The 25,390-nt window shown below is 63.4% G+C and carries 23 protein-coding genes and 1 pseudogene; 15 read left to right on the top strand and 9 right to left on the bottom strand.

The features are described 5' to 3' along the window. Positions 1-20: 20 nt before the first annotated feature. The 3 genes from EJ074_RS15880 to EJ074_RS15870 form a co-directional block, all read right to left on the bottom strand. Positions 21-290 (bottom strand): helix-turn-helix domain-containing protein, encoded by a 270-nt coding sequence (locus tag EJ074_RS15880; RefSeq protein ID WP_095805248.1) that lies wholly within the window; start codon positions 288-290, stop codon positions 21-23. A gap of 91 nt (positions 291-381) precedes the next feature. Then, on the bottom strand, positions 382-1,083 hold the full coding sequence (locus tag EJ074_RS15875) for a phosphatase PAP2 family protein (RefSeq protein ID WP_095805247.1): 702 nt from the start codon (positions 1,081-1,083) through the stop codon (positions 382-384). Positions 1,084-1,087: 4 nt separating this feature from the next. Continuing rightward, positions 1,088-1,432, bottom strand: coding sequence for a hypothetical protein (locus EJ074_RS15870; protein ID WP_095805453.1), 345 nt, complete (start codon positions 1,430-1,432; stop codon positions 1,088-1,090). Positions 1,433-1,648: 216 nt separating this feature from the next. Between EJ074_RS15870 and EJ074_RS15865 the strand changes: the two genes are divergently transcribed. Together EJ074_RS15865 and EJ074_RS15860 are read left to right on the top strand one after the other, a co-directional pair. Continuing rightward, on the top strand, positions 1,649-3,646 hold the full coding sequence (locus tag EJ074_RS15865; RefSeq protein WP_095805246.1) for a PhoX family phosphatase: 1,998 nt from the start codon (positions 1,649-1,651) through the stop codon (positions 3,644-3,646). Between the two features lie 254 nt (positions 3,647-3,900). Continuing rightward, the gene (locus EJ074_RS15860) at positions 3,901-4,938 is read left to right on the top strand and encodes a phosphatidylglycerol lysyltransferase domain-containing protein (protein WP_095805245.1); all 1,038 of its coding nucleotides are present in this window, start codon (positions 3,901-3,903) and stop codon (positions 4,936-4,938) included. Positions 4,939-4,989: 51 nt separating this feature from the next. Here EJ074_RS15860 and EJ074_RS15855 read toward each other — a convergent pair whose 3' ends face one another. Both EJ074_RS15855 and EJ074_RS15850 read right to left on the bottom strand, forming a co-directional pair. Next, on the bottom strand, positions 4,990-5,751 hold the full coding sequence (locus EJ074_RS15855) for an ABC transporter permease (protein WP_095805452.1): 762 nt from the start codon (positions 5,749-5,751) through the stop codon (positions 4,990-4,992). Between the two features lie 14 nt (positions 5,752-5,765). After that, a complete protein-coding gene (locus tag EJ074_RS15850; protein WP_095805244.1) occupies positions 5,766-6,692 on the bottom strand; it encodes an ABC transporter ATP-binding protein in 927 nt (308 codons plus the stop codon). 231 nt (positions 6,693-6,923) lie between these two features. On the opposite strand from EJ074_RS15850, the gene EJ074_RS15845 reads away from it, so the two are divergent. Continuing rightward, complete coding sequence (locus EJ074_RS15845) at positions 6,924-8,294, top strand: cytochrome ubiquinol oxidase subunit I (RefSeq protein ID WP_095805243.1); 1,371 nt, start codon at positions 6,924-6,926, stop codon at positions 8,292-8,294. A 1-nt stretch (position 8,295) separates the two neighbouring features. Next, a complete protein-coding gene (locus tag EJ074_RS15840; RefSeq protein ID WP_095805242.1) occupies positions 8,296-9,300 on the top strand; it encodes a cytochrome d ubiquinol oxidase subunit II in 1,005 nt (334 codons plus the stop codon). A 49-nt stretch (positions 9,301-9,349) separates the two neighbouring features. On the opposite strand, the gene msrA is transcribed toward EJ074_RS15840, so the two are convergent. The 4 genes and pseudogenes from msrA to EJ074_RS15815 all read right to left on the bottom strand — a co-directional run bounded on the left by msrA (position 9,350) and on the right by EJ074_RS15815 (position 12,724). Further along, positions 9,350-10,093 carry a peptide-methionine (S)-S-oxide reductase MsrA gene (gene msrA / locus EJ074_RS15835; RefSeq protein ID WP_095805241.1) on the bottom strand — a complete coding sequence of 248 codons (744 nt, stop codon included), beginning with the start codon at positions 10,091-10,093 and terminating at the stop codon, positions 9,350-9,352. 232 nt (positions 10,094-10,325) lie between these two features. Beyond that, positions 10,326-10,580, bottom strand: a pseudogene (locus EJ074_RS15830) (hypothetical protein); the annotation flags it as partial. An 84-nt stretch (positions 10,581-10,664) separates the two neighbouring features. Further along, entirely contained in the window at positions 10,665-11,372 is a 708-nt protein-coding gene (locus tag EJ074_RS15825) for a DUF1223 domain-containing protein (RefSeq protein WP_095805240.1), read from the bottom strand. Positions 11,373-11,668: 296 nt separating this feature from the next. Further along, on the bottom strand, positions 11,669-12,724 hold the full coding sequence (locus tag EJ074_RS15815) for a TadE/TadG family type IV pilus assembly protein (protein WP_245420308.1): 1,056 nt from the start codon (positions 12,722-12,724) through the stop codon (positions 11,669-11,671). A 303-nt stretch (positions 12,725-13,027) separates the two neighbouring features. On the opposite strand from EJ074_RS15815, the gene lepA reads away from it, so the two are divergent. The 11 genes from lepA (at position 13,028) to EJ074_RS15755 (ending at position 25,367) form a co-directional block, all read left to right on the top strand. Further along, complete coding sequence (lepA, locus tag EJ074_RS15805; RefSeq protein WP_095805238.1) at positions 13,028-14,833, top strand: translation elongation factor 4; 1,806 nt, start codon at positions 13,028-13,030, stop codon at positions 14,831-14,833. Between the two features lie 139 nt (positions 14,834-14,972). Continuing rightward, entirely contained in the window at positions 14,973-15,257 is a 285-nt protein-coding gene (locus EJ074_RS15800; protein ID WP_129553570.1) for an ABC-three component system protein, read from the top strand. 259 nt (positions 15,258-15,516) lie between these two features. Further along, positions 15,517-15,972, top strand: a complete 456-nt coding sequence (locus EJ074_RS15795; RefSeq protein WP_129553569.1) for an ABC-three component system middle component 5 — start codon at positions 15,517-15,519, stop codon at positions 15,970-15,972. Next, positions 15,959-17,875 carry a hypothetical protein gene (locus EJ074_RS15790; RefSeq protein WP_129553568.1) on the top strand — a complete coding sequence of 639 codons (1,917 nt, stop codon included), beginning with the start codon at positions 15,959-15,961 and terminating at the stop codon, positions 17,873-17,875. Before EJ074_RS15795 ends, EJ074_RS15790 begins: the two co-directional genes overlap by 14 nt. 21 nt (positions 17,876-17,896) lie before the next feature. Then, a complete protein-coding gene (locus EJ074_RS15785; protein WP_129553567.1) occupies positions 17,897-18,580 on the top strand; it encodes a hypothetical protein in 684 nt (227 codons plus the stop codon). Positions 18,581-18,729: 149 nt separating this feature from the next. Continuing rightward, the gene (locus tag EJ074_RS29695) at positions 18,730-19,242 is read left to right on the top strand and encodes a hypothetical protein (RefSeq protein ID WP_165349946.1); all 513 of its coding nucleotides are present in this window, start codon (positions 18,730-18,732) and stop codon (positions 19,240-19,242) included. A gap of 11 nt (positions 19,243-19,253) precedes the next feature. Then, positions 19,254-19,763: a hypothetical protein gene (locus EJ074_RS15775; protein ID WP_095805234.1), complete on the top strand. Its 510-nt coding sequence runs from the start codon at positions 19,254-19,256 to the stop codon at positions 19,761-19,763. Between the two features lie 117 nt (positions 19,764-19,880). After that, entirely contained in the window at positions 19,881-20,228 is a 348-nt protein-coding gene (locus EJ074_RS15770; protein ID WP_095805233.1) for a hypothetical protein, read from the top strand. Positions 20,229-20,358: 130 nt separating this feature from the next. After that, entirely contained in the window at positions 20,359-20,730 is a 372-nt protein-coding gene (locus EJ074_RS15765; protein ID WP_095805232.1) for an endonuclease domain-containing protein, read from the top strand. Between the two features lie 180 nt (positions 20,731-20,910). Next, on the top strand, positions 20,911-22,947 hold the full coding sequence (locus EJ074_RS15760) for a hydantoinase/oxoprolinase family protein (RefSeq protein ID WP_165349945.1): 2,037 nt from the start codon (positions 20,911-20,913) through the stop codon (positions 22,945-22,947). A 251-nt stretch (positions 22,948-23,198) separates the two neighbouring features. Beyond that, positions 23,199-25,367: a malate synthase G gene (locus EJ074_RS15755; protein WP_129553565.1), complete on the top strand. Its 2,169-nt coding sequence runs from the start codon at positions 23,199-23,201 to the stop codon at positions 25,365-25,367. Positions 25,368-25,390 lie beyond the last annotated feature (23 nt).

The following is a 25,390-nucleotide window of genomic DNA, read 5'->3' as shown; positions in this document are numbered from 1 at the left end:
CGGGCCGATGCGGTCGCGACTCAGCCCTGCGAGTTCTGCGCCACGGTGGCCTTGAGGCGCACGCCCCTGCCGCCGCGCTCGCTGGCCTGGTTCTCGCCGATCAGTTCCACCCCGGCCTCTTCCAGCGCCTGGATGACCTTCATCAGCGTGTCGACCACGCCTCTGACGACGCCTTCACTCGCCTCCATGCGTTGGATCGTTGGAAGCGAAACGCCGGCTCGTTCGGCAAGCGTTTTCTGGTCGATACCGGCCAACGCCCTCGCGGCGCGCATCTGCGCGGCAGTAATCATCGGCCAGAACCCTTGTCTGAGTCTGCAGTATCAATGGATAATACAGATATCATGATGGTTCAAGCATCATCAACGATGGATAAAACATGGGCTACTCGCTGTCGGTCACCACCTTGCGCCGCTGCAGCAGGCGCGCGGCAAGCCAGCACAGCATGGCCCAGGCGAAGCCCGCGCACCACCCGGCAAGCACATCCGACGGCCAATGCACGCCGAGATAGACCCGGCTGGTGCCGACCAGCACCGTGATCAGCACGGCGAGGCACAGGACGAAGATCTTTGTGGTCCGGTCCGGCAGGAACCGCGCCGCCAGCGAGCCGAGCGTGAGATAGGTGATTGCCGACAGCATGGCATGGCCGCTCGGGAAGGACAGCGAAGTCTCGTCGACCAGATGCGAGACGAGGTCGGGCCGCGGCCTGTCAACTTCGAACTTGAGCAAGCTGGAAACGACTTGGCCGCCCGCCACCGCCACGAACACAAAGAGCGCCGTCGTCGGCCGGCGGATCAGCAGAAGATAGATGATGACAGCGCCGGTGATCAGCACCAGCACGCTGGTGCTGCCGAGCGCGGTGATGTCGCGCACCGCCCCTTCCAGCCACGCCGGGCCGATCGGACTGTCCGGCTGTCCGGCATGGCGGAAAGCGAGCAGGATATCAGTGTCGAAGCCATGTGGCGTCGTTGCCCGCGCCACCTCCATCAGCTCCAGCAATCCCCATAGCCCGCCGGCGATCACCAGCCCGGCCAGAAGCACCGGAAACTCGATCTTGTTGAGCAGCGCGCTTGCGGCGGATTTCATTCGCTCAGGCCCAGAGCCGCTGCATATAGGGCCCGAGCGTGATCAGCGCCACGGCGGCGATCGCCAGCACGACGCCGGTCGCTTGAAAGACATTGAGCCGCTCGCCGAAGAACAGCAACGCCACGATATTGACCGAGACCAGCTGGATCACCGCCGACAGGCTGAACGACACCGACATGCCGAACTCGCGGATCAGCCTCAGCATGATCAGGTTGCCGAGCGAGTAGAGCGCCAGCGTCAGCACGATCTTACCGAGGCTCGGCGCCAGTCCCCATTGCTTGGCGGCGGTTGCCGCCAACAGGAAGATCACCGTCGAGACGCCGAGCTGCGCCAATCCCCAGAAACTCACCTTCGTCCCTCCGAACCGGCGTCGCCGTGCCTGCTGCGTCCTTGTTTCCCAACCGCGCGAAACCGTCAAGCTGAGCGCGAGCCGGGCAAGCCGCTCCCGGGCATCAGCCGGCAAAGCAGCGCTGCAACCCCTGCGCTGTCACGAAAGTGTGATCCTCCGGCTATACGGGTCCCAAGGTCGCAGACCCAGCCATCTCAAGCAGCCAGAGGACAGCTCATGACCGATTCCCCTGAAACCCGCTTCCGCACCAGCCAGCTCGAGGACAATGACGGTCCGCCCGTCAATCCCACCGACAACCGCACCATGGGCGAGATCATTGCCGCGCGGTTCTCGCGCCGCGGCTTCCTCAAGGGATCCCTGGCCATTTCGGCCATTGCCGCCACCGTCAGCCCGCTCGCGCTGGTCGCAGCCGACGAAGCGCGTGCCGGTGAGGCTTCCGCCTTCAAGTTCGACGAGCTCGAGGCCGGCATCGACGACAAGCACCATGTCGCGCCGGGCTACGATGCCGATGTGCTCTTGCGCTGGGGCGATCCGCTCTTTGCCGATTCACCGGACTTCGACCCGACCAAGCAGTCGGCCGATGCTCAGGCCAAACAGTTCGGCTACAACAACGACTATGTCGGCTACATCGCTATCGACGGCTCGGCCGAGCACGGACTGCTGGTCGTCAACCACGAATACACCAACCCGCACCTGATGTTTCCCGGCATCGTCAAGATCGTCGACAAGGACGGCAAGAAGACCGCCGAGGTCGCGCCGCTGAGCAAGGAGCAGGTCGATGTCGAGATGGCCGCCCACGGCGGCACCATTGTCGAGATCCGCAAGGAGGGCGGCAAATGGCAGGTCGTGCGCGACGGCAAGCTCAACCGCCGCATCACCTCCAACACCGAGATGGCGCTCTCCGGCCCCGTCGCCGGCCACGACCGCGTCAAGACCAATGCCGATCCGTCCGGCACCAAGGTCATCGGCACCCTCAACAATTGCGCCGGCGGCGTCACGCCCTGGGGCACCTATGTGATGGCCGAGGAAAACATCCACGGCTATTTCTCGGGCGACCTGCCGGAGGGTCACAGGGAAGCGGCCAACTACAAGCGGCTCGGCATTCCGGAAGGCGCCTATGAATGGGGCGCGCATTACGACCGCTTCAATCTCGCCAAGGAGCCGAACGAAGCCAATCGCTTCGGCTGGATCGTCGAGGTCGACGTCAACGACCCGAATTCGGTGCCGCGGAAGCGCACGGCCATGGGCCGCTTCAAGCATGAGGGCGCCGAATCGATCGTCGCCAAGGACGGCCGCGTCGTCTTCTATCTCGGCGACGACGAGCGCTTCGACTATGTCTACAAGTTCGTCACCAAGGGCGCGTTCAACGCAAACGACCGTGCCGCCAACATGAACCTGCTCGACGACGGCACGCTGCATGTCGCCAAGTTCGCCGAGGACGGCACCGTCGAATGGATGCCGATCGTGTTCGGTGAAGGTCCGCTGACGGGAGAGAACGGCTTCGCCAGCCAGGCCGACGTGCTGATCGAGACGCGCCGCGCCGCCGACCTGCTCGGCGCCACCAAGATGGACCGGCCGGAAGACATCCAGCCCAATGCCGGCAACGGCAAGGTCTATGTCATGCTGACCAACAATTCGAAGCGCAAGGCCGACCAGGTCGACGCCGCCAACCCGCGCGCCGCAAACGCCTTTGGCCACATCATCGAGATCGTCGAGGACGGCGGCGACTTCGCCGCCGCCAAGGGCAAATGGGAAGTGCTGCTGAAATGCGGCGATCCTTCCGTGGCCGATGTCGGCGCCACCTTCTCGACCGCCACCACCGCCAATGGTTGGTTCGGCATGCCGGACAATTGCGCGGTCGATTCGGCCGGCCGGCTCTGGGTCGCGACCGACGGCCAGGGCCCGAAGGCCACCGGCCGTACCGACGGCCTCTGGGCCGTGGATACCGAAGGCGCCGCGCGGGCGACCTCGAAGCTGTTCTTCCGCGTGCCGATCGGCGCCGAAATGTGCGGCCCGCTGTTCGCGCCCAACGACCAGACCGCCTTCGTCGCCGTCCAGCATCCGGGCGACGGCGGCGAGGACTGGGAAGGCTTCGGCCGCCCGTCCTACTACGAGGACCCATCGACGCGCTGGCCGGACTTCAAGCCGGACATGCCAGTGCGGCCTTCGGTCGTCGCCATCACCAGGCAGGGCGGCGGCAAAATCGCCGTCTGACACGCCGAGGCGCTCGACGGGGCACCGTCACAGACGTTGGGGACTGGCCGAAGCCTCCCCGACGTGCTGATTTCCAGAATGACCACAGCATCACGTCACCGCCGGTGGTGGTGACGTCGGCCACTGTCGTCGCCGACTTTTGGCCTTCATTCCAGCCCGATTGCATCCTATATGGCGCTGGCGCGACAGGTGGTTACGTCGCGCCAGGCGACTGATTCGAGGGTCTCCACCTATCGCTAAGCGGAAACCCGGCCGTGCCCCCACTGCGCATCCACATCGACAGGTTTCTCGACGCCGCAGCGCCCAAGGTGCAGCGGCGCGAGCTCACCCATCTCGAGCGCCTGGCGCTGGTTCGTCGGCACGGCGACTTCTCGCTCGCCTATTCGACCGCCGTTCAGCAGAAACTCTCCTATTTCAGCGACGGCGACGGCTACATCGCCTTCGGCACCAAGATGAAGCATCACTTCGCTCTCGGCGATCCGGTGGTGCATCCGTCGGACCGGCCCGGTTACATCAAGCGCTTCGTCGAGGCGGCCGGCGGTCCGTGGTTCGTGCAGATCGGCGCTGCGACGGCAAAGGTGCTGGCCGGCCTCGGCTATCAGGTCAACCGGCTCGGCATCGACACCAGGCTGCAGTTGCCGGCGCATGATTTTTCCGGCAGGCGCAACGAGACCGTGCGCTATTCCGAGCGCTGGCTGACGAAGAAGGGCTTCACCTTCGCCGAGGACAGACGCGGCCTGTTTCTCGACGAGGTTTCCAGGCTGTCCGAAAACTGGCGCCGCGAGCGCATCGTCAAACGCTGGGAGATGGGCTTTCTCAACCGTCCCTTCGCCGAGCATCTCGGCGCCGACATGCGCCGCTTCGTCCTGCATGGTCCGGACGGCGAGCTCGTCGCCCTGCTCGATTTCGATCCGCTGTTCAGCGGCGGCAAGATCATCGGCTACACCACGGCCTTCAAGCGCAAGCATGTCGACGCCACGTCCCATGCCGAAATCGGCCTGACGAAATTTGCCGTCGACCGCTTCCGCGAGGAAGGCATCTCGGTGGTCACGCTGGGCCTGTCGCCGCTGCTCGACGTCGAGCCGAGCGGGTTTGCCGAATCGAGCTTCTGGCGCAGCACCTTCCAGCGTGCCTACCGATCGCCCTGGGTCAACCGCTCGCGCTTCAACCTGCAGGGCCAGGCTGCCTTCAAGCGTCGCTTCCACGGCGTGGAAGAGCCGACCTACATCGCCTTCCGCAAGGGCACGCTGATGGAGATGCTGGGGCTGTTGCGTCTGATCAAGGCGATTTGAAGCGCTGTTTCCTCGCCCCCGCCAAGGGCGGGGAAGAGGAACCGCCCTTGCTCAATTCCTGAGCCGGTACCCTGTCTTGAAGATCCAGGCCACGATCGCGATGCAGGCGGCCAGGAACACCAGCGTCATGCCGAGGCTGACGCCGACCGAGACGTCCGCCTTGCCGTAGAAACTCCAGCGGAATCCGCTGATCAGATAGACTACCGGGTTGAACAGCGTGACCGTCTTCCAGATGCCGGGCAGCATATGGATCGAATAGAAGCTGCCGCCGAGGAAGGTGAGCGGCGTGACGATCAGGAGCGGCACCAGCTGCAGCTGCTCGAAGGTCTTGGCCCAGATGCCGATGATGAAGCCGAACAGGCTGAAGGTCACCGCCGTCAGCACCAGGAAGGCGACCATCCAGAACGGATGCTCGATCCTCAGCGGCACGAACAGCGCCGCGGTGCCTAAGATGATCAGGCCGAGCATGATCGACTTGGTCGCGGCACCGCCGACATAGGCGATGATGATCTCGAGATAGGAGACCGGCGCCGACAGCAGCTCATAGATCGAGCCGACGAATTTCGGGAAGTAGATGGCGAAGGAGGCGTTCGAGATCGACTGCGTTAGAAGCGACAGCATCATCAGCCCCGGCACGATGAAGGCGCCATAGCTGATGCCGTCGATCTCGGTGATGCGCGAGCCGATCGCCGAGCCGAACACGACGAAGTAGAGCGATGTCGAGATGACCGGCGAAATGATGCTCTGCAGCACGGTGCGGAACGCACGCGCCATCTCCGTCCGGTAGATCGCCCACACGGCACGAAGGTTCATGGCAGCGCGCGGGTTCATGGCTCTTGCCTCAGAATGTTGACGAAGATCTCCTCGAGCGAGCTGTTCTTGGTGTCGAGATCGCGGAACTGGATGCCGGCCGCTTCGAGATCGCGGATCAGCGAGGCGACGCCCGGCCGGTCGCTCTGGTTGTCATAGGTGTAGGTGAGCTGCCCGCCGCCCGGCGAGAGCTCCAGCGCGTAACCCGCCAGCTTCTCCGGGATCGCCCTGAGCGGCGCGCGCAATTCGAGCGTCATCTGCTTGCGGCCGAGCTTGCGCATCAGTTCGGCCTTGCCTTCGACCAGGATGATCTCGCCGCGGTTGATGACGCCGACGCGGTCGGCCATCGCCTCGGCCTCCTCGATGTAGTGCGTGGTCAGGATGATCGTGACGCCGTCCTCGCGCAGCCGCCGCACCATCGCCCACATGTCCTGGCGCAGCTCGACGTCGACGCCGGCCGTCGGCTCGTCCAGGAACAGCACGCGCGGCTCGTGCGACAGCGCCTTGGCGATCATCAGCCGCCGCTTCATGCCGCCCGAAAGCGTGATTGCCTTGGCGTCCTTCTTCTCCCACAGCGAGAGATCGCGCAGCACCTTCTCGACGAAATCCTTGTTGGCCGGCTTGCCGAACAGGCCGCGGCTGTAATTGACCGTCGCCCAGACCGTCTCGAAGGCATCGATGGTCAGTTCCTGCGGCACCAGCCCGATCAGGCTGCGCGCCGCGCGATAGTCCCGGCCGATGTCGTGGCCGTCCACGCTGACGCTGCCGGAGGAGCGGTTGACGATGCCGCAGACGATCGAGATCAGCGTCGTCTTGCCCGCGCCGTTCGGTCCGAGCAGCGCGAAGATCTCGCCCCGCTCGATGTCGAGATTGATCTCCTTCAGCGCCTTGAAGCCGGTGGCATAGGTTTTCGTGACACCGGAAATGGAGATGATGGCGGACATGCTGAAAACGGCTATCGGAAATCGTGCTGCGCGGTGGAATGCCGTGAATGTCGGTTCGCGCGGCCGGAAGTCAATGCCCCTCCTGACAGTTCTGGCCACCGCGCCCGGCCAAAACGCCTGACGGATTGTTCACACTTGCTGCGACAACGCGCCTCGCGCGGCGCCGCGCCGCTTTGACCGGGGCGTGTTTGCGGCCTACTCTCCAAGAACAAGCAGCAGCCGGAGCCAGCCATGGACCCGCTTATTCTGTCGCGTATCCAGTTCGGCGCGAATATTTCGTTCCATATCCTGTTTCCGGCGATCAGCATTGCACTTGGCTGGGTGCTGCTGTTCTTCAAGCTGCGCTACAACAGGACCGGCGACTCCGCCTGGATGCGCGCTTATTTCACCTGGGTGAAGGTCTTCGCGCTCTCCTTCGCCATGGGCGTGGTCTCCGGCGTCACCATGAGCTTCCAGTTCGGCACCAACTGGCCGGGCTATATGGAAACCGTCGGCAACATCGCCGGGCCGCTGCTCGCCTATGAGGTGCTGACCGCCTTCTTCCTCGAGGCCGCCTTCCTCGGCATCATGCTGTTCGGCTTCCGCCGCGTCTCCAACCGCATCCACACTTTGGCGACGGTGCTGGTGGCGGGCGGCACCACGGTTTCCGCCTTCTGGATCATCGCGCTGAATTCCTGGATGCAGACGCCGGCCGGCTTCGAGATGCGCGACGGCAAGGCGCATGCGCTCGACTGGTGGGCGATCGTCTTCAATCCCTCCATGCCCTACCGGCTGGTCCACATGCTGCTCGCCTCGGGGCTGACGGTTTCCTTCCTGATCGCCGGCCTGTCGGCACTGCGCTATCTCTACGGCGATCGCTCGGAATCGATGTGGAAGGCGCTGCGCACCGGCGTCTTCACCGCCGCGATCCTGATCCCGATCCAGATCTTTGCCGGCGACCAGCACGGCCTGAACACGCTGGAGCACCAGCCGCAGAAGATCGCCGCGATGGAAGCCAACTGGAACACCGGCCCCAACGTGCCGCTGGTTCTGTTTGCGCTCCCCGATGAGGCGGCCAAGGAAAACAGGTTCGAGCTCGCCGTTCCCGGCGGCGCCAGCCTCGTGCTGCGCCATAGCGTGAGCGGCGTCGTGCCGGGGCTGAACGGCTATCCCGGCAACCATCCGCCGGTGTTCCCGGTGTTCTGGGGGTTCCGCATCATGGTCGGCACCGGCCTCCTGATGCTCGTCGTCTCCTGGTCGGCCGCCTTCTTCCTCAAGCGCCGCCACAGCCTGCCGAAGCCGCTGGCGCTGATCATGGTGCCGATGACGATCTCCGGCTGGGTGGCGACGCTTGCCGGCTGGTACACGACCGAGATCGGCCGCCAGCCTTGGCTGGTCACCGGCGTCCTGAGGACGGCCGACGCCGTCGGCCCTGTCGCCGGCAGCCATGTCGCGCTGACCTTGGCCATCTATCTCATCCTCTATGTGCTGCTCTTGATCGCCTATCTCGGCGTGCTGGTGCATCTGGCGCTGAAAGCGGCCAAGGACGGCGACACCTCGCCATTGCCCGGCGTCATGAATGCGGCGCTGTCGCAGCCGGCCGCCCAGGAAGGGAGCGCCTGACATGAGCTTCGACTGGCCGACCGCGCTGCCGCTGATCTTCGCCGGCCTGATGGGCCTCGCCATCCTCATCTACGTCATCCTCGACGGCTTCGATCTCGGCATCGGCATCCTGTTCGCCGGCGCCGAAGACGCCGAGCAGGACACCATGATCGCGGCAATCGGCCCGTTCTGGGACGCCAACGAGACCTGGCTGGTGCTGGCCGTCGGCCTTTTGCTGGTCGCCTTCCCGATGGCGCATGGCACCATCCTCACCGCGCTCTACCTGCCGGTCTTCGTGCTTTTGGTCGGGCTTATCCTGCGCGGCGTCGCCTTCGATTTCCGCGCCAAGGTGCCGGCCGGCAAGAAGCGCCGCTGGAACCGCATCTTTTTCTTGGGCTCCACCATCGCCGCGCTGGCGCAGGGCTATATGCTGGGCGTCTATGTGCTCGGCCTCGACGTCGGCTTCGGTGGCGTCGCCTTCGGCGCGCTGGTCGCGCTCTGCCTGTCGGCCGCCTATGCCGCCATGGGCGCCGCCTGGCTGATCTACAAGACCGAGGGCCATCTGCAGCGCAAAGCCGTGCTTTGGCTGCGCACCACGCTGGTGCTGACGGCGCTCGGCATGGTCGCGGTGTCGTTGGCGACGCCCTTCGCCAGCCCGCGCATCTTCGACAAATGGTTTCTGTGGCCGGAGATCCTCTATCTCTCGCCGCTGCCCATCGTCTCGGCGCTGCTGTTCCTGTGGCTGTGGCGGCAGACCTTTCACCTGCCGAAGCCCGGCGACCGCCACGCGCTGATGCCGTTCCTGACGCTCGCCGCCATCTTCGCGCTCGGCTTTGCCGGGCTCGCCTGGTCCTTCTATCCCTTCGTCGTGCCCGACAGGCTGACCATCTGGCAGGCCGCCTCGGCGCCGGAGAGCCTGGCGGTGATCCTGGCCGGCGTCGTCGTCGTGCTCCCGATCATCATCTTCTATTCCTTCTACGCCTACCGCGTGTTCGGCGGAAAGGCGACGGATCTGACGTATGATTGAGCGCTAAGCTAGGAGGCGCCGCGATCCTTCGCGCCCCCCTCAGCAAACCTCAGCTCTTGCTTGCCGCCAGCACCAGCACCGGCTTTTCGCTGTAGAGCTTGGGGAACAGCGCCTTCAAATTAGCCACCTTCGGCAGGTCGTTGTAGACGATGTAGGGATAGGTCGGGTTGAGCGTCAGGAAGTCCTGATGATAATCCTCGGCCGGATAGAAAGTCTTGCCGGTCTCCAGCGTCGTCACGATCGGCTTGCCGAACACCTTGGCCCTGTCGAGCTGGGCGATGTAGCTCTCGGCGATCTTCTTCTGCTCGTCATTTTCGGCAAACACCGTCGAGCGGTACTGCGTGCCGTGGTCAGGGCCCTGATAGTTGAGCTGCGTCGGGTTGTGCGCGACCGAGAAATACACCTGCAGCAGCTGGCCGTAGGTCACTTGCGAGGGATCGTAGGTGATCTCGACCGACTCGGCATGGCCGGTGCGGCCGCTGCCGACGATCTCGTAGACGGCGTTTTCGGCGCTGCCGCCGGCATAGCCGGAGACGGCCTTGCTGACGCCCTTGACGTGCTGGAACACGCCCTGCACGCCCCAGAAGCAGCCGCCGGCGAACACGGCCTTCTCGGTCCCGCCCGCCGCCTTTTCGTCTATTGCCGGCGGTGGGATCACCACCGCTTCTTCCGCCGACCGGGCCGGCGTCTGCCAGAAGCCGGCGGCCGCCACGGCCGCAAGGCCGAGCGCCGCAAGGGCGCCGCGGGCAAGGAATGGCGATCGCCGCATGGCCCTTGTCTTGATGCCGTTCATGTCTGATCTCCTTGGTTTGGTTCCAGTATATACGATGGAAGCTGCCACTGGGTGCTCACTTTGCCGTGCGGCGGTTCGTGTCGTCGACGGCGCTCCCCCTCTCCGTCTCGGCTTCGCCGAGCCACCTCTCCCCCGCTCTGCGGGGCGAGGAACTTGGGCTTGCGACAGCCGCGCCCTTGGCGGTTGTTCGGCCTCGCCCGCGAGAGGCGGGGACCGCCTCACTTATTGATTGAGCCGGGGCCATCGCATCGACCGGCTTCATGGCATTCGGCTTCATCGCATCGGTGGCCGGTTTCATTGCGTTGGCCGCCATGGCATCCGTCGCCGTCGCATCGGGCTTCATGGCACCTGCCGGCTTCATCGCCTCGGTAGCCATCGCATTGGCGGGCTTCATGGCGTTGGTCGCGTCGTCGGCGCGGGCCCCGGCAACCAGCGCGGTTGCGGCAAGCGCGAAGGCCAGCGCCGGCAGCGTCAGGTATTTGGTCATGGTGGTCTCCTTGTGTTGTGGCGCGCCGTGCGAGCCCGTTGGTGCGCTGCCGCCGTCTGCGGCTTCGGCGCGGAAAAATGCTGATCAGTCCGAGGCCGCCGCGAGGATCGGCCCGCCGCCGGGCGTCTGCACCAGCACCGCCGTGTTGAGGCCGGCGCCCGCCGCCGGCAGCGGCAACGTCGTCGCGCTGCCGTTCCAGCTGCCCAGCCTCTCCAGCGAATGGACGACATTGGCGTGCGGCAGCGTGCGGCCGCTGTTCTCGCCGCGCGCCACCGGCACCGCGACGACGCGCTTGTCGTAGCGCACCAGCCAGATGTCGGCCTTGCCGCCCGGCGCCATGCCGGCGCCGATGCTCACCTTGCCTTGCCCAAGCGCCAGCGCCGGGCCTTCGGCACGGGAGCTTGCCGAAATCAACCGTTCGATCTCGCCGGGCCGGACCCCGACGGCGTCGGCGCTGCCGTTCACCACCACCTGCGGCGTGAACGGCCCGTCATGGCCGAGCGCCGGTTCGTAGGCGAACTGGCGCTGTGTGAATTCCTGCCGGCCGAAACTGTCCTTCCAGCCGAGATAGTCCCAGTAGGTGACGTTGAACGACAGCGCCAGCACGCCGGGCTGGTCCTTGACCTTGATCAGATTGGCGTTGGCCGGCGGGCAGGACGAGCAGCCCTGGCTGGTGAACAGCTCGACCACGGTCAGCGGCTGCGCCGCCGCTGTCGCCGAGCTTGCCGCCAGCGCAATCAGCGCCGCGCCGGCGAGCGCTGCCTTGCCGGCTTTTGCCTTGCGTCCAGTCATGGGGAAGTCTCCGTTGCGGCGGGTCATGCTCCAACTTCGCCGCGCCGGACCGCTTCGTTACAGGCTTCACCGGTTTGTGATTGAATGGCGTCAATGCGCGACGTTGGCGGGACAGCACCCCCCTCTGGCCTGCCGGCCATCTCCCCCGCAAGGGGGGAGATCAGCTGTCGTGTTGGCCTTTGCCAATCGCCAACGCTGCAAGGAGGCGCGCCGCCGGCGAAGCTGCCAATCTCCCCCCTTGCGGGGGAGATGGCCGGCAGGCCAGAGGGGGGTGTGAAGGATCGCGGCGCTTCGCGCTACTGCGTCAGCACCGTCGCCGACGGGCGCTGGTTGTAGTCGCACTTGCCTTGCACGGTGTAGAAGAAGTCGGCATTGCTGACGGCCGCCGGCACGGGATTGCCGCCGTCTTCCCAGGCCTGGTAGCCGGGCTGGCCGCAGGGCACGGCGGTGAAGATGTTGACGGTCTGGCCCGTCGCCACCTCGGGCATGTCGGTTGGACTGACGCCCATATAGAGCCGGTTCGAGGTGGCCGGGTCGTTCGACTTCAGCACCTTGGGATTGCCCGAGGGCACGTCCATTTCCAGGTAGAGCTGGTCCATCGCGCTGACGTCGATCGTCGCGCCGGCGCCGTTGGCCGGATAGAAGGTGTCGGCGCAGGTCGTCACATATTTCTTGCTGCCGCTGCTCTGCGTGATCGCCCCGGCCGGCAGGTCGTTGAAGTTCTTCACCGTGCTGGTCGTGCAGACCTGCTGCTGTACCGTCGTCTCGGTGCTGCCGTTGATGGTCTTGACCGTCGTCGTGCCGTAGCCCTTCGGGTCGCCATAGCCATTATAGGCATAGGTGACCGTCATCAGCGGCTTGGCGCCGGTCTCGCCGAACCTGGTGCCGTAGAGCGTCATCGTCTTGTTCCAGTAGCCCGACACTTTCGTCACCTTGAACGTCGTCTGCACCAGCGCCGGCGTCTTGCGCACCGACGACCCGACGCCGACCTGCACCGAGCTGATCTTGGCGATCTGCATGAAATTGGTCGGCATCGGGTAGCTCGCCGTGGCGCTGAAGCTGGCGGTGCCGTCGGCGCCGATGTCGACGCTGGTCAGCGAGGCGGTCCCCTGCCCGGCATTGGCTAAATAGGCCTGCTGCAGCGCGACCTGGCGGTCGGCCTTCGAGGTCGTGGTCGGCAGCGTGGTGATCGAGATGATCGCCGCATCGAGCGCGTTCTGCATGTCGCTTCGGGTCGTCACCGCCGAGGTGTAATCGACGGAAAAGCCGACCGCGAGCAGCAGCGGGATGGTTGCCAACACCATAATCGGCATCATCGAGCCGTCGCTCGAATGCAGGAACTGCTTGAACATTTGGAACCTTCGCAACCGCGGCAACGTGCCGTGTACCATCAGGAGTTGCGGATGATGCCCGAAAGGAGTGGATGATTGTTTAAGCGGGGCACCCCCTCTGGCCTGCCGGACATCTCCCCCTCAAGGAGGGAGATCGGCAGTTCCAGCGCCGCGCCTTGAACTGCGACGGCGGAGATCGGCGAAGGCGGTCGAGCGTTTGATCTCCTCCCTCGAGGGGGAGATGGCCGGCAGGCCAGAGGGGGATGCCTCGCCAAAACCTCCCGCCGCTTGCCCCTTAAACCCGCCCCTGCTAAAGCGCGCCGCATGACGACCCCGCTCGACCACATCCGCAATTTCTCCATCGTCGCCCATATCGACCATGGCAAATCCACGCTTGCCGACCGGCTGATCCAGCTCACCGGCGCGCTGGAGGAGCGCGACATGAAGGAGCAGGTGCTGGACTCCATGGACATCGAGCGCGAGCGCGGCATCACAATCAAGGCCCAGACCGTCAGGCTCAACTACCGCGCCAGGAACGGCGAGGACTACGTCCTGAACCTCATCGACACCCCCGGCCATGTCGACTTCGCCTATGAGGTGTCGCGTTCGCTTGCCGCCTGCGAGGGCTCGCTGCTGGTCGTCGACGCGTCGCAAGGCGTCGAGGCGCAGACGCTGGCCAATGTCTACCAGGCCATCGACAACAACCACGAGATCGTCGTGGTGCTGAACAAGGTCGACCTGCCGGCGGCCGAGCCCGAGCGCATCCGCGAGCAGGTCGAGGAGGTGATCGGCCTCGACGCCTCCAACGCCGTGCAGATCTCGGCCAAGACCGGCCTCGGCGTGCCGGACGTGCTGGAGGCGATCGTCCACCAGCTGCCGCCGCCGCGCGAGGGCGACATTGCCGCTCCGCTCAAGGCGATGCTGGTCGACAGCTGGTACGACGCCTATCTCGGCGTCATCGTGCTGGTCCGCGTCATCGACGGCGTGATGAAGAAGGGCCAGACCATCCGCATGATGGGCACCGGCGCGAAATACCTCGTCGAGCGCACCGGCGTCTTCAAGCCGGCCCGCGTCAATGTCGACGAGCTCGGCCCCGGCGAGTTCGGCTTCTTCACCGGCTCGATCAAGGAAGTGGCCGACACCCGCGTCGGCGACACCATCACCGAGGACCGCCGCCCGACGGCCAAGGCCTTGCCCGGCTTCAAGCCGGCGCAGCCGGTGGTGTTCTGCGGCCTGTTCCCGGTCGACGCCGCCGATTTCGAGGACCTGCGCGCCGCCGTCGGCAAGCTGCGCCTCAACGACGCCTCCTTCTCTTATGAAATGGAGACGTCGGCCGCGCTCGGCTTCGGCTTCCGCTGCGGCTTCCTCGGCCTGCTGCATCTGGAGATCATCCAGGAGCGGCTGGAGCGCGAGTTCAACCTCGACCTCATCGCCACCGCGCCGTCCGTCGTCTACCGCATGAACCTCATCGACGGCACGACCAAGGAACTGCACAACCCGGCCGACATGCCCGACGTGGTCAAGATCGCCTCGATCGAGGAGCCGTGGATCCGCGCCACCATCCTCACGCCCGACGACTATCTCGGCGGTATTTTAAAACTCTGCCAGGACAGGCGCGGCATCCAGGCCGATCTCTCCTATGTCGGCAAGCGCGCCATGCTGACCTACGACCTGCCGCTCAACGAGGTCGTGTTCGACTTCTACGACCGGCTGAAATCGATCTCCAAGGGCTACGCCTCCTTCGACTATCATCTGACGAACTACCGCGAGGGCGACCTGGTCAAGATGTCGATCCTGGTCAATGACGAACCGGTCGACGCTTTATCGATGCTGGTCCACCGCACGGCGGCAGAAAAGCGCGGCCGCGCCATGTGCGAGAAGCTGAAGGAGCTGATCCCGCAGCATCTGTTCAAGATCCCGATCCAGGCGGCAATAGGCGGCCGCATCATCGCCCGCGAGACCGTCTCGGCGCTGCGCAAGGACGTCACCGCCAAATGCTACGGCGGCGACGTCACCCGCAAGCGCAAGCTGCTCGACAAGCAGAAAGAGGGCAAGAAGCGGATGCGGCAGTTCGGCAAGGTGGATATTCCGCAGGAGGCGTTTATCCAGGCGCTGAAGATGGGGGACTAGTATATCTATCCTCTGCTGAGAGGACCACGGCACGTAGTACCGAATTGTGGACGCTGGGCCTTGCGAAACTCCTGTAGATTGACAACATTAACCCAGACGCGTCGAATTGCGGTTCGTTCCTACAGGGGGAAGGAACAGGTTGTCCCAGGTCGCTGTCCTGATCGAAAAGCTTAACGCCCAGATTCAGTCTGGCGAACAAGTTGACTCGTTCATCGACGCCCTCCAGATGTTCGTCGATCACCGCGAAGATGAAGAGATCGTCGGTCTTGAGGACAAACTTGCGTATGTAGGGCGTAGTGACGAAATCAAAAGTGCCCTGAAAAAGAAAGAGCTATTTCAGAAGAAGCTCATGGCCCTTGAGCCCTTTAGCTCAGCACAAAAAATATTCGCTATCTTCCTGTCAAGGAATTCACGAGGTGTTTGAAGCGCATATAATGCACAACGGCCAAGCTCTAGACCGCACATCTGTCGAGTGCGTCGTTGAGGAAAAGATCATAAATCCAACAATAGCCGAAATAGACGCCAGTGTTGGGAGCGACCACTTGCTCATCACTCATACTCTTATAAAGGGTATGATTTTCTGGCTCGCCGATCGATGCTGGGTTCGGTGGCATTGATGTTTACGCTATCATATTCCTTCTGCCTATGACCCATACCATACTGTCTTTCGCATGATATGCGCTTTGCGTGCAGCAGACGAGCAGAAGATAGATTATCAGAAGCTCAGGATAGTTGATTTCTTCCTCTGTTTTCCGTGGTTAATCAAGGAAATAACAGCAAGCCGGTCGATCAAAAATTTTGCGAAGAGAAAAAACAGCATCCTAAAGGCATACATCGCCACGAAATACGATGTCACTCCCGCCCCGAGGACGCTTTTCGCTCGCATAGAGCCGATACAGATGGCTGCTTTAGGTGGATTGATATCCGCCGGGGTCGCGTCGGGGAGCAGAGATGCAGCTGTTAGGATCGATGTGGATGCGTTAAGCAGCGGACTAAATTCGTTAACCGCGAAATTTAACGACAATAATAGGGAGCTGGTGGAGTTCCTCTCACAAGAGTTGATAAAGTTACCCTATGCCGGCGATGGCGGCTTGAAGCACCGCTCCGGCTTGGATGAGTATCGCTATGACAATATTTAAGCCAAATCTGAAGGTTGAACATCTCTCGGTCTTTGGGTCAGGGAAAACGGTATTCTCGGCCGATTTTCATTCTGGGTTGAATATTATAAGGGGTGAAAATAGCTCCGGAAAGTCCACAATTATGGACTTTTTATTTTATGCGCTCGGCGGAGACTTCCTTGAGACTCAATGGCGTGAGAGCGCCTTGCGTTGCGATAGCGTGACTATCGGAGTCAGGATTAATGGCCAGCAGTTGGCGCTTTCAAGGGACATCGATCCTAAGTCATCTCGTCCGATGCGCATTTTTCTTGGTGGTTGGCAAGAAGCTCTGGCATCGGCGGGCGAAGGCTGGGAAATTTATCCTTACAGGCGGGGCGAGAAAGACAGCTTCTCACAGGTCCTATTCCGGTGTCTTGGCCTGCCTGAAGTGCAGTATGATAATCAAACGACCAAAGTGACAATGAATCAGGTGTTGAGGCTTCTGTATTCAGACCAGCTTAGCCCCGTGGATAAGATATTTAGAAGTCAGACATTCGATGATGCGCTGACTCGGCAATCGGTTGGCGATTTGCTGTGCGGAGCATACAGCGACAAATATTATAAGGCTAAGATCAGGAGGCGGGAGGCCGAGGCCGAGTTCACGGATGTTTCAAAAAAACAAGCGACCCTGATAAGGACTCATGGGCGATCTGGGCATCCATTGACGTTGGAGTGGCTGGGGCAGGAACAGGCCGGGCTCGAGCGTCGCCTGGACGAGTTGAACTCCGAGATCGAAAAGCTTGAGGCGCAGATATTTGATGCGCAATTCGACGATCGCCTAACCCTAAATGATCAGGATGCGACTCTAGGCAGGGTGGTCAGTTTCCAAGAGGAGATAGCCAGGCTAACGGTCCAACTTCGGGATATCGAATTCGAGATAGTAGACTCGAACGATTTCATTGCCGCGTTGGGACGCAAGATTGAGCAACTAACCGAGTCTGGTGCAGTCGTAGAGCAATTTTCGAATCTCAAGTTCGACTTGTGCCCGGCTTGCCTATCCCCAATCCGTGAAAATGAGGTGGAGGGGGCGTGTGCGCTCTGTAAGAACGCGTATGATCATGACCTCACAAAAAGGAGGTCGATGCGCCTCCTCAACGACTATCAGAGGCAGCTTGACCAGTCGCAGGAGTTGCAATCCGATCGACATCGGCAGGCAGCGGAATGGCGCGCAGAAGTTGAGAGGCTAAGGGTCCTTTGGGAGCAGGCATCTCAACTCTATCGGGTAGCTGTCCGAACGCCGACAACTGAAATGCGACTAAAGCTGCGCGACCTGAACCGCAGGGCAGGTTACGCTTACAAAGAACTCGAGGAACTTGCCTTCAAGCGCGAAGTTGTCGAAGAGCTAGCCGAACTGACAAGGCAGGCAGAAGCCCTAAACATTGAGATAGCTACGCTTGACGCTGTAATTCGCAGTGAAAACGCCAGGACAAAGGAGCAGCTGTCCAAAGCGCGGCGCTCGATAGAACTAGTTACACTCGATTTCTTGAAGAGTGACCTAGAACGACAGACAACATTCTCCAAGGCAAATCGATTCGACTTTGAGTTCGATGGAGACCGAATGTCGGTTAATGGGGAGAGCTTCTTCTCTGCCAGTTCGATGGTGTATATGCGCAACAGTTTCTTTGCGGCCTTTCTATTCGCTGCGGCAAACGACCCGTCCTTCGCGCATCCAAGGTTCCTTCTTATGGATACAATTGAAGACAAAGGAATGGAGCAAGAGCGGAGCCAAAATTTTCAAAGAGTGCTGGCAAAACGATCGAAGTCGGCAGTGTCAGAGCATCAAATAATAATAGCCACGTCCATGATTGCTCCGGACTTGGATTCACAGGAATATACGGTAGGGGAGACCTACACCCATGAGAACAGGACATTGAAGCTCGCTTAGATGCGAATTGGGGCGATTGCGATGTCCGACAATCAGGCGTACGTGCCAGATACATGGTTTCAGAAGGTAGTTAACTGGCATGCCTTGAGAGGGTTTGGGCAGTCCAAGATAGCCTCCTTGAGCATAGCAACCCCGTTCGTGGGTTATTTGATTCTGTACCATGAGGCTCTGAGGCCCTTTATGGGCGGGCTTGGAGGGCTTATTGGCTCGGGAAGCCACGAGCAATGCGGCCCATGGATAAGTTTTATCGGCAGACTCAATTGTATCTATTTCGGAGCACTGTCTCTTGGAATTGGAACGATAATATATCGAGTGTTTGCACATCCTGTAATAAAACGATTTGACGACATATCAGACTACGTTGAACGACAAATATCGACAGTTAGCGCTAGGAATCTTCGGTCAATGTTTGTCACCATCATGTCAAGGCGATCCGGCGTGGCAAGGCAATTGCTACGTAGAGCCGAATGGCTGGATAGGTCAAAAGTTGACTTTAAGGTTGCATCTGACGCTTTTTCAACCAGAAATGACCGAAGCTTGAGCGTAGATGTGCTCCGGTCATACTATAACGTTAGGGATAGATATGAATTCCGTCCGCTCGCAACGATGACAGCGATATTGTACCTTATTGGTTTTGGACTTCTGGCGATTCCTGGTCTTTTTTTTACGGCTCGGGTTGGGTGCGTAATAGTGTTCGGCGACTGAAGGACCTATTGTCGGAAGGTGGTTGGGTGTAAGGCCCCCCATCTTTCATCCGCTGTCACGGGCGATCGATTGCGAGCCTGCGCTTTTGAGCAGCCTTCACCATCCCCTCACCTCGTTGTATCCTCTCCCCGGCTTGGGGAGACACCAACATGCGCTCCACCTCGGACACCGTCGCCGCGATCGGCCTCGCTATCGGCGGCGCGTTGGGCATGGCGGGCACCTTCGTTGCCAGCGACGCGTTGCGCGAGACGCTGTGGACCATCGACGGCGTGGCGATCGTTGTTGCGGCAGCACTCCTCACCATGAAATACCAGCGGCTCGGCGATGACCTCGTCGCGGCCGGCTTCCTCACCTTCCTGGCCGGCGAATGCCTGCTTCTGGCCGGAAATGCGGCGGGACTCGAGGCCAGCGTACCGTCCTATGTCGGCGGCATTGCACTGTGGGCGGCGGGGCTCGTCATGGTCAGCGCCCAAAACACCTTCGCGCTGTGGATGCGGCTCACCGCTTTCGCGGCGGCCCTGCTCTTCACCGTCTCGGCGGCGATGATCCTGTGGGGCACACCGCTTTTGCCCACCTCCGCGCCCTTGCCCGCCGCCGGCTATCCGTTCCTGGTCCTGACCTTCATCGGCTGGATCTGGACACTACTGAAATCCGAGCGCTGAATGGGCGGAAAATGGTCGACCCGCTCGAAATCCGCAACAGCGTCTCAGGGAAAATCCTCCCGGCCATAGGGCCGGTCATCATCGGCGCCATGTTCGGTTTCGGCGCGCTGCAGGGCGCGGCGGCCGGAGCCAACAGCGGCCATGTGCTGTGGATCGCGCTGCTGGCTGCCGCCTGCCTGGCGCTCGGCTTCTTCATCGCGCGTGGCGCCTTCGACACCTCGGTCAAGGTGGTGCTGAACAGCCAAGGTTTCCGCGATAGCCGCGCCGGCGACGTGCTGGTGCCGTGGCGCAAGGTCAGGAGCGTGCGCCTCGCCTCCGGCGGCAAGGGCGCGGCGATGCTCAATTTCGAACTCACCGAGGAGCCGCCCGACGCAATCAGATACGCCGCCGCCAACGCCTTCGGCCTGATGCCCTTCGGCAAGACCACCGTGCACATGGAGATCTCCTCGCTCGACATCCGCGGCGACGACATGGTCGAGGCGGTGAAGGCATTCGCGCCGCATGTGGTGGTGAGAAGGTAGCGCGCCTCCCATATCGCCGGAGTTGCATGACGAGCGGGGCGCCGAAGCTGCTGATCTCCCCCACAAGGGGGGAGATTACGCACTCCACCCGTGCTCTACTCCTCAGGGGACCTCACCATGATTCGCGCTCTGCTCGCCGCCCTTTTCCTCGCCAGCCCGGCCTTCGCCGCCGACATGTCGCTCTATGTCCGGAACCAGCGGCAAGATGGCGTGGCGCTGGAGCTGTTCGGCCGCGACAGCGGCAAGGTCTGGCCGGGCAACGACAAGGTGTTCCTCATCCGGCCGGGGGCGAAGAAATCGGTGCCGATCACCTGCGAGCCCGGCGAGCACATCTGCTGGGGCGCCTGGGTCAACGGCGACGATTCCGTCACCGCCGGCGTCGGTCCCGACAACGACCAGCCCTGCGACACCTGTTGCTTCATCTGCACAGAGCATTCCACCGAGACGGTGGATCTGGCGGAGTAGCGGAGCCCTCTCCTTCTCCCGTTGTGGGAGAAGGTGGATCGGCGCGTAGCGCCGAGACGGATGAGGGGTGTGTGACGGAGTGCGACGTTGGAAAAGTGGACGAAATGAGGACGCTGCCTAATCTCGCTTCATGCCGCATCAACCCGTAACCCCGGCCAAGCGCAATTTCGCCCGCACGATGCGTCGCGAGCCGACGGAGGCGGAGGACCGTCTGTGGCAGGAATTGCGCGGCCGCCGCCTCGACAAGATCAAGTTCCGACGTCAGGTGCCGGTTGGTCGGTTTGTAGCCGACTTCGTCTGTGCCGAGGCTCGGCTGATCGTCGAAATCGACGGCAGCCAGCATGCGGAGTCGCGCCATGACAAGGAGCGCGATGCTGAACTGAAGGCCAGGGGTTTTCGCGTGCTGCGGTTCTGGAACGACGATGTTCTGAAGGACCTGGAGGCGGTGTGCGATACCATTATCGCCTATGTGCGCGATGTGAGTTTGCAACCCTGGCGGTGAGGCCAGGGCGGATGTCTTTGCCAAGCCGGAGCACCCCTCATCCGTCTCGGCGCTGCGCGCCGAGCCACCTTCTCCCACAAGGGGAGAAGGGAAGGCCATCCGTGGCCCACGTCTCCCATCTTTATCCAATCGCCCGTATCGGCTAAGGGCTTCGCAGCAAAAACTTCTCGTCTGGACCCAATGACCGCCAAACCGCATCCCCTGTTCCTCGGCATCGACACCGGCGGCACCTATACCGATGCGGTGCTGTGGACGGAGGAGGGCGGCCCCCTGGACAACCCGGGCAAGGGCAAGGTGCTGGCCAAGGCCAAGGCGCTGACCACCAGGCACGATCTCGCCGTCGGCGTTTCCGGCGCGGTCGACGCCGTGCTGGAGAAGGCCGGGACCGATCCGGGCGCGATCAAGCTCGTCTCGATGTCGACCACCTTGGCTACCAACGCGCTGGTCGAGGGCCAGGGCGGGCGCGTGGCTCTGGTCATGATCGGCTTTTCCGAGGCCGACCTTGCCCGCGACGGGCTGAAGACGGCGCTCGGCACCGATCCCGTCGTCTACTGCCCCGGCGGCCATGACGTGCACGGCAATGCCGCCAAGCTCGACCTCTCGGGGCTCGAGGCGGCGCTCCCCGAGCTCGGCGGCACGGTGTCGGGCTTTGCGGTCTGCGCCTATTTCGCCACCCGCAACCCGGCGCATGAGCTCGCCGCCCGCGACCTGATCCGCGACAGGACCGGCCTGCCGGTCACCGCCAGCCATGAATTGTCGGCCAAGCTCGGCGGCCCGCGCCGCGCGCTGACCACGCTGCTCAATGCCCGCCTGATCTCGATGATCGACCGGCTGGTGGCGGCGACGGAAGGCTTTCTTGCCAAGCGCGGCATTGCAGCACCCTTGATGGTGGTGCGCGGCGACGGCGCGCTGGTGTCGGCGGGTTTTGCCCGCCAGCGGCCGATCGAGACGATATTGTCCGGCCCCGCCGCCAGCCTTGTCGGCGCCCGCCACATGACCAGCCTCGACGACGCCATGGTGTCGGACATCGGCGGCACCACCACCGACGTCGCCGTGCTGGACGGCGGCCGGCCGCGGCTTGACCCGGAGGGCGCCACGGTCGGCGGGTTCCGCACCATGGTCGAGGCGGTGGCGATGCGCACCTTCGGCCTCGGCGGCGATTCTGAAGTGGCGCTGGAGGACGGCGCGCTCGAGCCGCAGATCCTGCTCGGCCCGCGCCGCCTGGTTCCGCTGGCGCTGGCCGGCATGGCGCATGGCGAGGCCGTCACCGTCGAGCTGGAATGGCAGCTGCGCGCCTCCAACCCCGGCCGCTCGGATGGCCGCTTTGCCGTGCGCACCGGCGTGCCGGATCGCCTCGCCGCCGGCCTCAGCGCCCCGGAAGCAAAGCTCTACGAGGCGATCGGCGCCGTTCCGCTGGCGCTCGACCGGCTGCTCGCCTCCAACGCCCAGAACGCCACGCTCAACCGTCTGGTGGCGCGGGGTCTCGTGCACATCTGCGGCTTCACGCCCTCCGACGCCGCCCATGTGCTGGGCAAGCAGGCCAATTGGGACGCCACCGCCGCCCGTCTCGGTGCCGAGCTCTTCGCCCGCCGCCGCGACGGCCGCGGCCTGGCCATCGCGGCGACGCCGGAAGCGCTTGCCGAGCGCGTGCTGGTGACGCTGACGCGCTGGTCGGCCGAATACATCCTCGAAACCGCCTTCGCCGAGGACGGCCTGGATGGCGCCGCCACCGTCGCGCATGCCTTGGTGCAGCGGGCCGTCGATGCCCATCCCGGCATCGCCCGCTTCAGCGTCGCGCTCGACCGGCCGGTGATCGGCCTCGGCGCCTCGGCGCCGCTGCACTATGCCGGCCTGCCGCCGCTGATCGGCAATGGCTGCATCGTGCCGGAGGACACCGATGTCGCCAATGCGCTCGGCGCCGTCGTCGGCCAGGTCCGCGTCTCCGCCGAAGCCCGCGTCAGCCAGCCGGCCGAGGGCCTGTTCCGCCTCTCGTCGGGGCAGACGGTGCGCGATTTCATGGACGAGGCGGCGGCGATCGCCGCGGCCGAGGCCGATGTGCGCGCGATCGTCGCCCAGCGCGCCAGGGACGCCGGTACCGACAGCGCCGAGATCGAGGTCGCCACCGAGTTCAAGGTCTCGACCATCGAGAGCCAGCGCATGTTCATCGAGGCGCAAGTGGTGGCCGTGGCCTCGGGACGGCCGCGGATCGCGGTGTGAGAGCAGCCCTCTCCTTCTCCCCTTGTGGGAGAAGGTGTCGCCGAAGGCGACGGATGAGGGGTGCTCCAGGGAACGCCAACGCCTCACTCCGCTGGAACACCCCTCATCCGTCTCGGCGCTTGCGCGCCGATCCACCTTCTCCCACAAGGGGAGAAGGGGAAACCGCGCCCCTCCTTCACCCTAAGCCGAATTGACCCCCGCCCCCCAACATGCCAAACGCCCGGCAAAGCCACTCATCGGGAGACGTGCTGATGACCGACCGCATCGAGATCGCCGGGTTGCGGATTGCCCGGGAGCTCCATGATTTCGTGGCCGAGGAGGCAGCGGTCGGCACCGGCATCGATCCTGAAAAATTCTGGAACGGCTTCTCGGCCATCGTCCATGACCTGGCGCCGAAGAACCGCGCGCTGCTCGCCAAGCGCGACGCCCTGCAGGAAAAGCTCGACGCCTGGTACCGCCAGAACGGCGCGCCGATCGACATGGCGGCCTACAAGGCCTTCCTGAAGGAGATCGGCTATCTGGTGCCGGAAGGCCCGGCTTTCAGCGTCAGCACCGAGAAAGTCGATCCCGAGATCGCGGTCGTTGCCGGGCCGCAGCTCGTCGTGCCGGTGATGAACGCGCGCTATGCGCTCAATGCCGCCAATGCCCGCTGGGGCTCGCTCTATGACGCGCTCTACGGCACCGACGCCATTCCCGAGACCGGCGGCGCCGAAAAGGGCAAGCGGTTCAACCCCAGGCGCGGCGCCAAGGTCATCGCCTGGGCCAAGGACTTCCTCGACCAGTCGGTGCCGCTGACCACGGGCAAGTGGGGCGGCGTCAACGGGCTTTCGATCGAGAACGGCGCGCTGAAGGCGGGCGAGGGGGCCGGCGCCACGACGCTCGCCGATCCGAAACAGTTCGTCGGCTATCGTGGCGAGGCCGCCAATCCGGAAGCGGTGCTCTTGGTCACGAACGGCCTGCACATCGAGATTACAATCGACCGCGCCAACGAGATCGGCAGGACCGACCCGGCCGGCATCGCCGACGTCATCCTGGAATCCGCCTTGACCACCATCCAGGATTGCGAGGATTCGGTCGCCGCCGTCGATGCCGAGGACAAGGTCGTCGTCTACCGCAACTGGCTCGGCCTGATGAAGGGCGACCTGACGGAAGAGATCACCAAGGGCGGCAAGAGTTTCGTCCGCAAGCTCAACCCCGACCGCCGCTACACCACGCCGCATGGCGGCCAGGTGCTGCTGCCCGGCCGCTCGCTGATGCTGGTCAGGAACGTCGGCCACCTGATGACAAATCCGGCGATAACGGACCGCGACGGCAACGAGGTGCCGGAAGGCATCATGGACGCCGCGGTGACCGCGCTGATCGCGCTGCACGATGTCGGCGTCAACGGGCGGCGCGCGAATTCCCGCGCCGGCTCCATGTATGTGGTGAAACCTAAGATGCACGGGCCCGAGGAGGTCGCCTTCGCCGTCGAGATTTTCGATCGTGTCGAAGCGCTGCTCGGCATGGCCAAAAACACCATCAAGATGGGCATCATGGACGAGGAGCGGCGCACCACCGTCAACCTCAAGGAGGCGATCCGCGCGGCGAGGGAACGCATCGTGTTCATCAACACCGGCTTCCTCGATCGCACCGGCGACGAGATCCACACCTCGATGGAAGCCGGCCCGATGATCCGCAAGGGCGACATGAAGCAGGCCGCCTGGATCTCCGCCTATGAGGCCTGGAATGTCGACACCGGGCTGGAATGCGGGCTCGCCGGCCACGCCCAGATCGGCAAGGGCATGTGGGCGATGCCGGACCTGATGGCGGCGATGCTGGAACAGAAGATCGCGCATCCCAAGGCTGGCGCCAACACGGCCTGGGTGCCTTCGCCGACGGCGGCGACGCTGCACGCCACCCACTACCACAAGGTCGACGTGCGCGCCGTGCAGGTGGCGCTGCAGAGCCGTCCGAAGGCCAGGCTCGACGACATATTGTCGGTGCCGGCGGCGGTGCGGCCGAACTGGACGCCGGACGAGATCCAGCGCGAGCTCGACAACAACGCGCAGGGGATTCTCGGCTATGTCGTGCGCTGGATCGACCAGGGCGTCGGCTGCTCGAAAGTACCCGATATCAACGATGTCGGCCTGATGGAGGACCGCGCCACGCTGCGCATCTCCTCGCAGCACCTTGCCAACTGGCTGCGCCACAAAGTGTGCTCGCAGATTCAGGTCCGGGACTCGCTGCAGCGCATGGCGGCGATCGTCGATCTGCAGAATGTCGGCGATCCGCTCTACCGTCCGATGGCGCCGGACTTCGACAACTCGATCGCCTTCCAGGCTGCCTGCGACCTGGTGTTCAAGGGCACCAGCCAGCCCAACGGCTACACCGAGCCGGTGCTGCATGCCAGGCGGCTGGAGCTGAAGGCGAACCCGCGGTAGCGCCCGCGGCTGATTTGGGCAGC

Origin of the sequence: Mesorhizobium sp. M3A.F.Ca.ET.080.04.2.1 (assembly GCF_003952525.1) — a bacterium.
Classification (GTDB): Bacteria; Pseudomonadota; Alphaproteobacteria; order Rhizobiales; family Rhizobiaceae; genus Mesorhizobium.
The sequence above is the reverse complement of the archived record's forward strand: the minus strand, read 5'-3'. Positions and strand labels throughout refer to the sequence as shown.

Bases quoted from the DNA above. Each gene is read 5' to 3' on its own strand.
- EJ074_RS15850 (WP_095805244.1), bottom strand. From the start codon at position 6,692: ATGTCCGCCATCATCTCCATTTCCGGTGTCACGAAAACCTATGCCACC.
- EJ074_RS15785 (WP_129553567.1), top strand. From the start codon at position 17,897: ATGTCCGACAATCAGGCGTACGTGCCAGATACATGGTTTCAGAAGGTA.
- EJ074_RS15855 (WP_095805452.1), bottom strand. From the start codon at position 5,751: ATGAACCTTCGTGCCGTGTGGGCGATCTACCGGACGGAGATGGCGCGT.
- EJ074_RS15875 (WP_095805247.1), bottom strand. From the start codon at position 1,083: ATGAAATCCGCCGCAAGCGCGCTGCTCAACAAGATCGAGTTTCCGGTG.
- msrA (WP_095805241.1), bottom strand. From the start codon at position 10,093: ATGAACGGCATCAAGACAAGGGCCATGCGGCGATCGCCATTCCTTGCC.
- EJ074_RS15790 (WP_129553568.1), top strand. From the start codon at position 15,959: ATGACAATATTTAAGCCAAATCTGAAGGTTGAACATCTCTCGGTCTTT.
- EJ074_RS15840 (WP_095805242.1), top strand. From the start codon at position 8,296: ATGAGCTTCGACTGGCCGACCGCGCTGCCGCTGATCTTCGCCGGCCTG.
- EJ074_RS15760 (WP_165349945.1), top strand. From the start codon at position 20,911: ATGACCGCCAAACCGCATCCCCTGTTCCTCGGCATCGACACCGGCGGC.
- EJ074_RS15845 (WP_095805243.1), top strand. From the start codon at position 6,924: ATGGACCCGCTTATTCTGTCGCGTATCCAGTTCGGCGCGAATATTTCG.
- lepA (WP_095805238.1), top strand. From the start codon at position 13,028: ATGACGACCCCGCTCGACCACATCCGCAATTTCTCCATCGTCGCCCAT.
- EJ074_RS15825 (WP_095805240.1), bottom strand. From the start codon at position 11,372: ATGACTGGACGCAAGGCAAAAGCCGGCAAGGCAGCGCTCGCCGGCGCG.
- EJ074_RS29695 (WP_165349946.1), top strand. From the start codon at position 18,730: ATGCGCTCCACCTCGGACACCGTCGCCGCGATCGGCCTCGCTATCGGC.
- EJ074_RS15775 (WP_095805234.1), top strand. From the start codon at position 19,254: ATGGTCGACCCGCTCGAAATCCGCAACAGCGTCTCAGGGAAAATCCTC.
- EJ074_RS15815 (WP_245420308.1), bottom strand. From the start codon at position 12,724: ATGTTCAAGCAGTTCCTGCATTCGAGCGACGGCTCGATGATGCCGATT.
- EJ074_RS15865 (WP_095805246.1), top strand. From the start codon at position 1,649: ATGACCGATTCCCCTGAAACCCGCTTCCGCACCAGCCAGCTCGAGGAC.
- EJ074_RS15755 (WP_129553565.1), top strand. From the start codon at position 23,199: ATGACCGACCGCATCGAGATCGCCGGGTTGCGGATTGCCCGGGAGCTC.
- EJ074_RS15770 (WP_095805233.1), top strand. From the start codon at position 19,881: ATGATTCGCGCTCTGCTCGCCGCCCTTTTCCTCGCCAGCCCGGCCTTC.
- EJ074_RS15880 (WP_095805248.1), bottom strand. From the start codon at position 290: ATGATTACTGCCGCGCAGATGCGCGCCGCGAGGGCGTTGGCCGGTATC.
- EJ074_RS15765 (WP_095805232.1), top strand. From the start codon at position 20,359: ATGCCGCATCAACCCGTAACCCCGGCCAAGCGCAATTTCGCCCGCACG.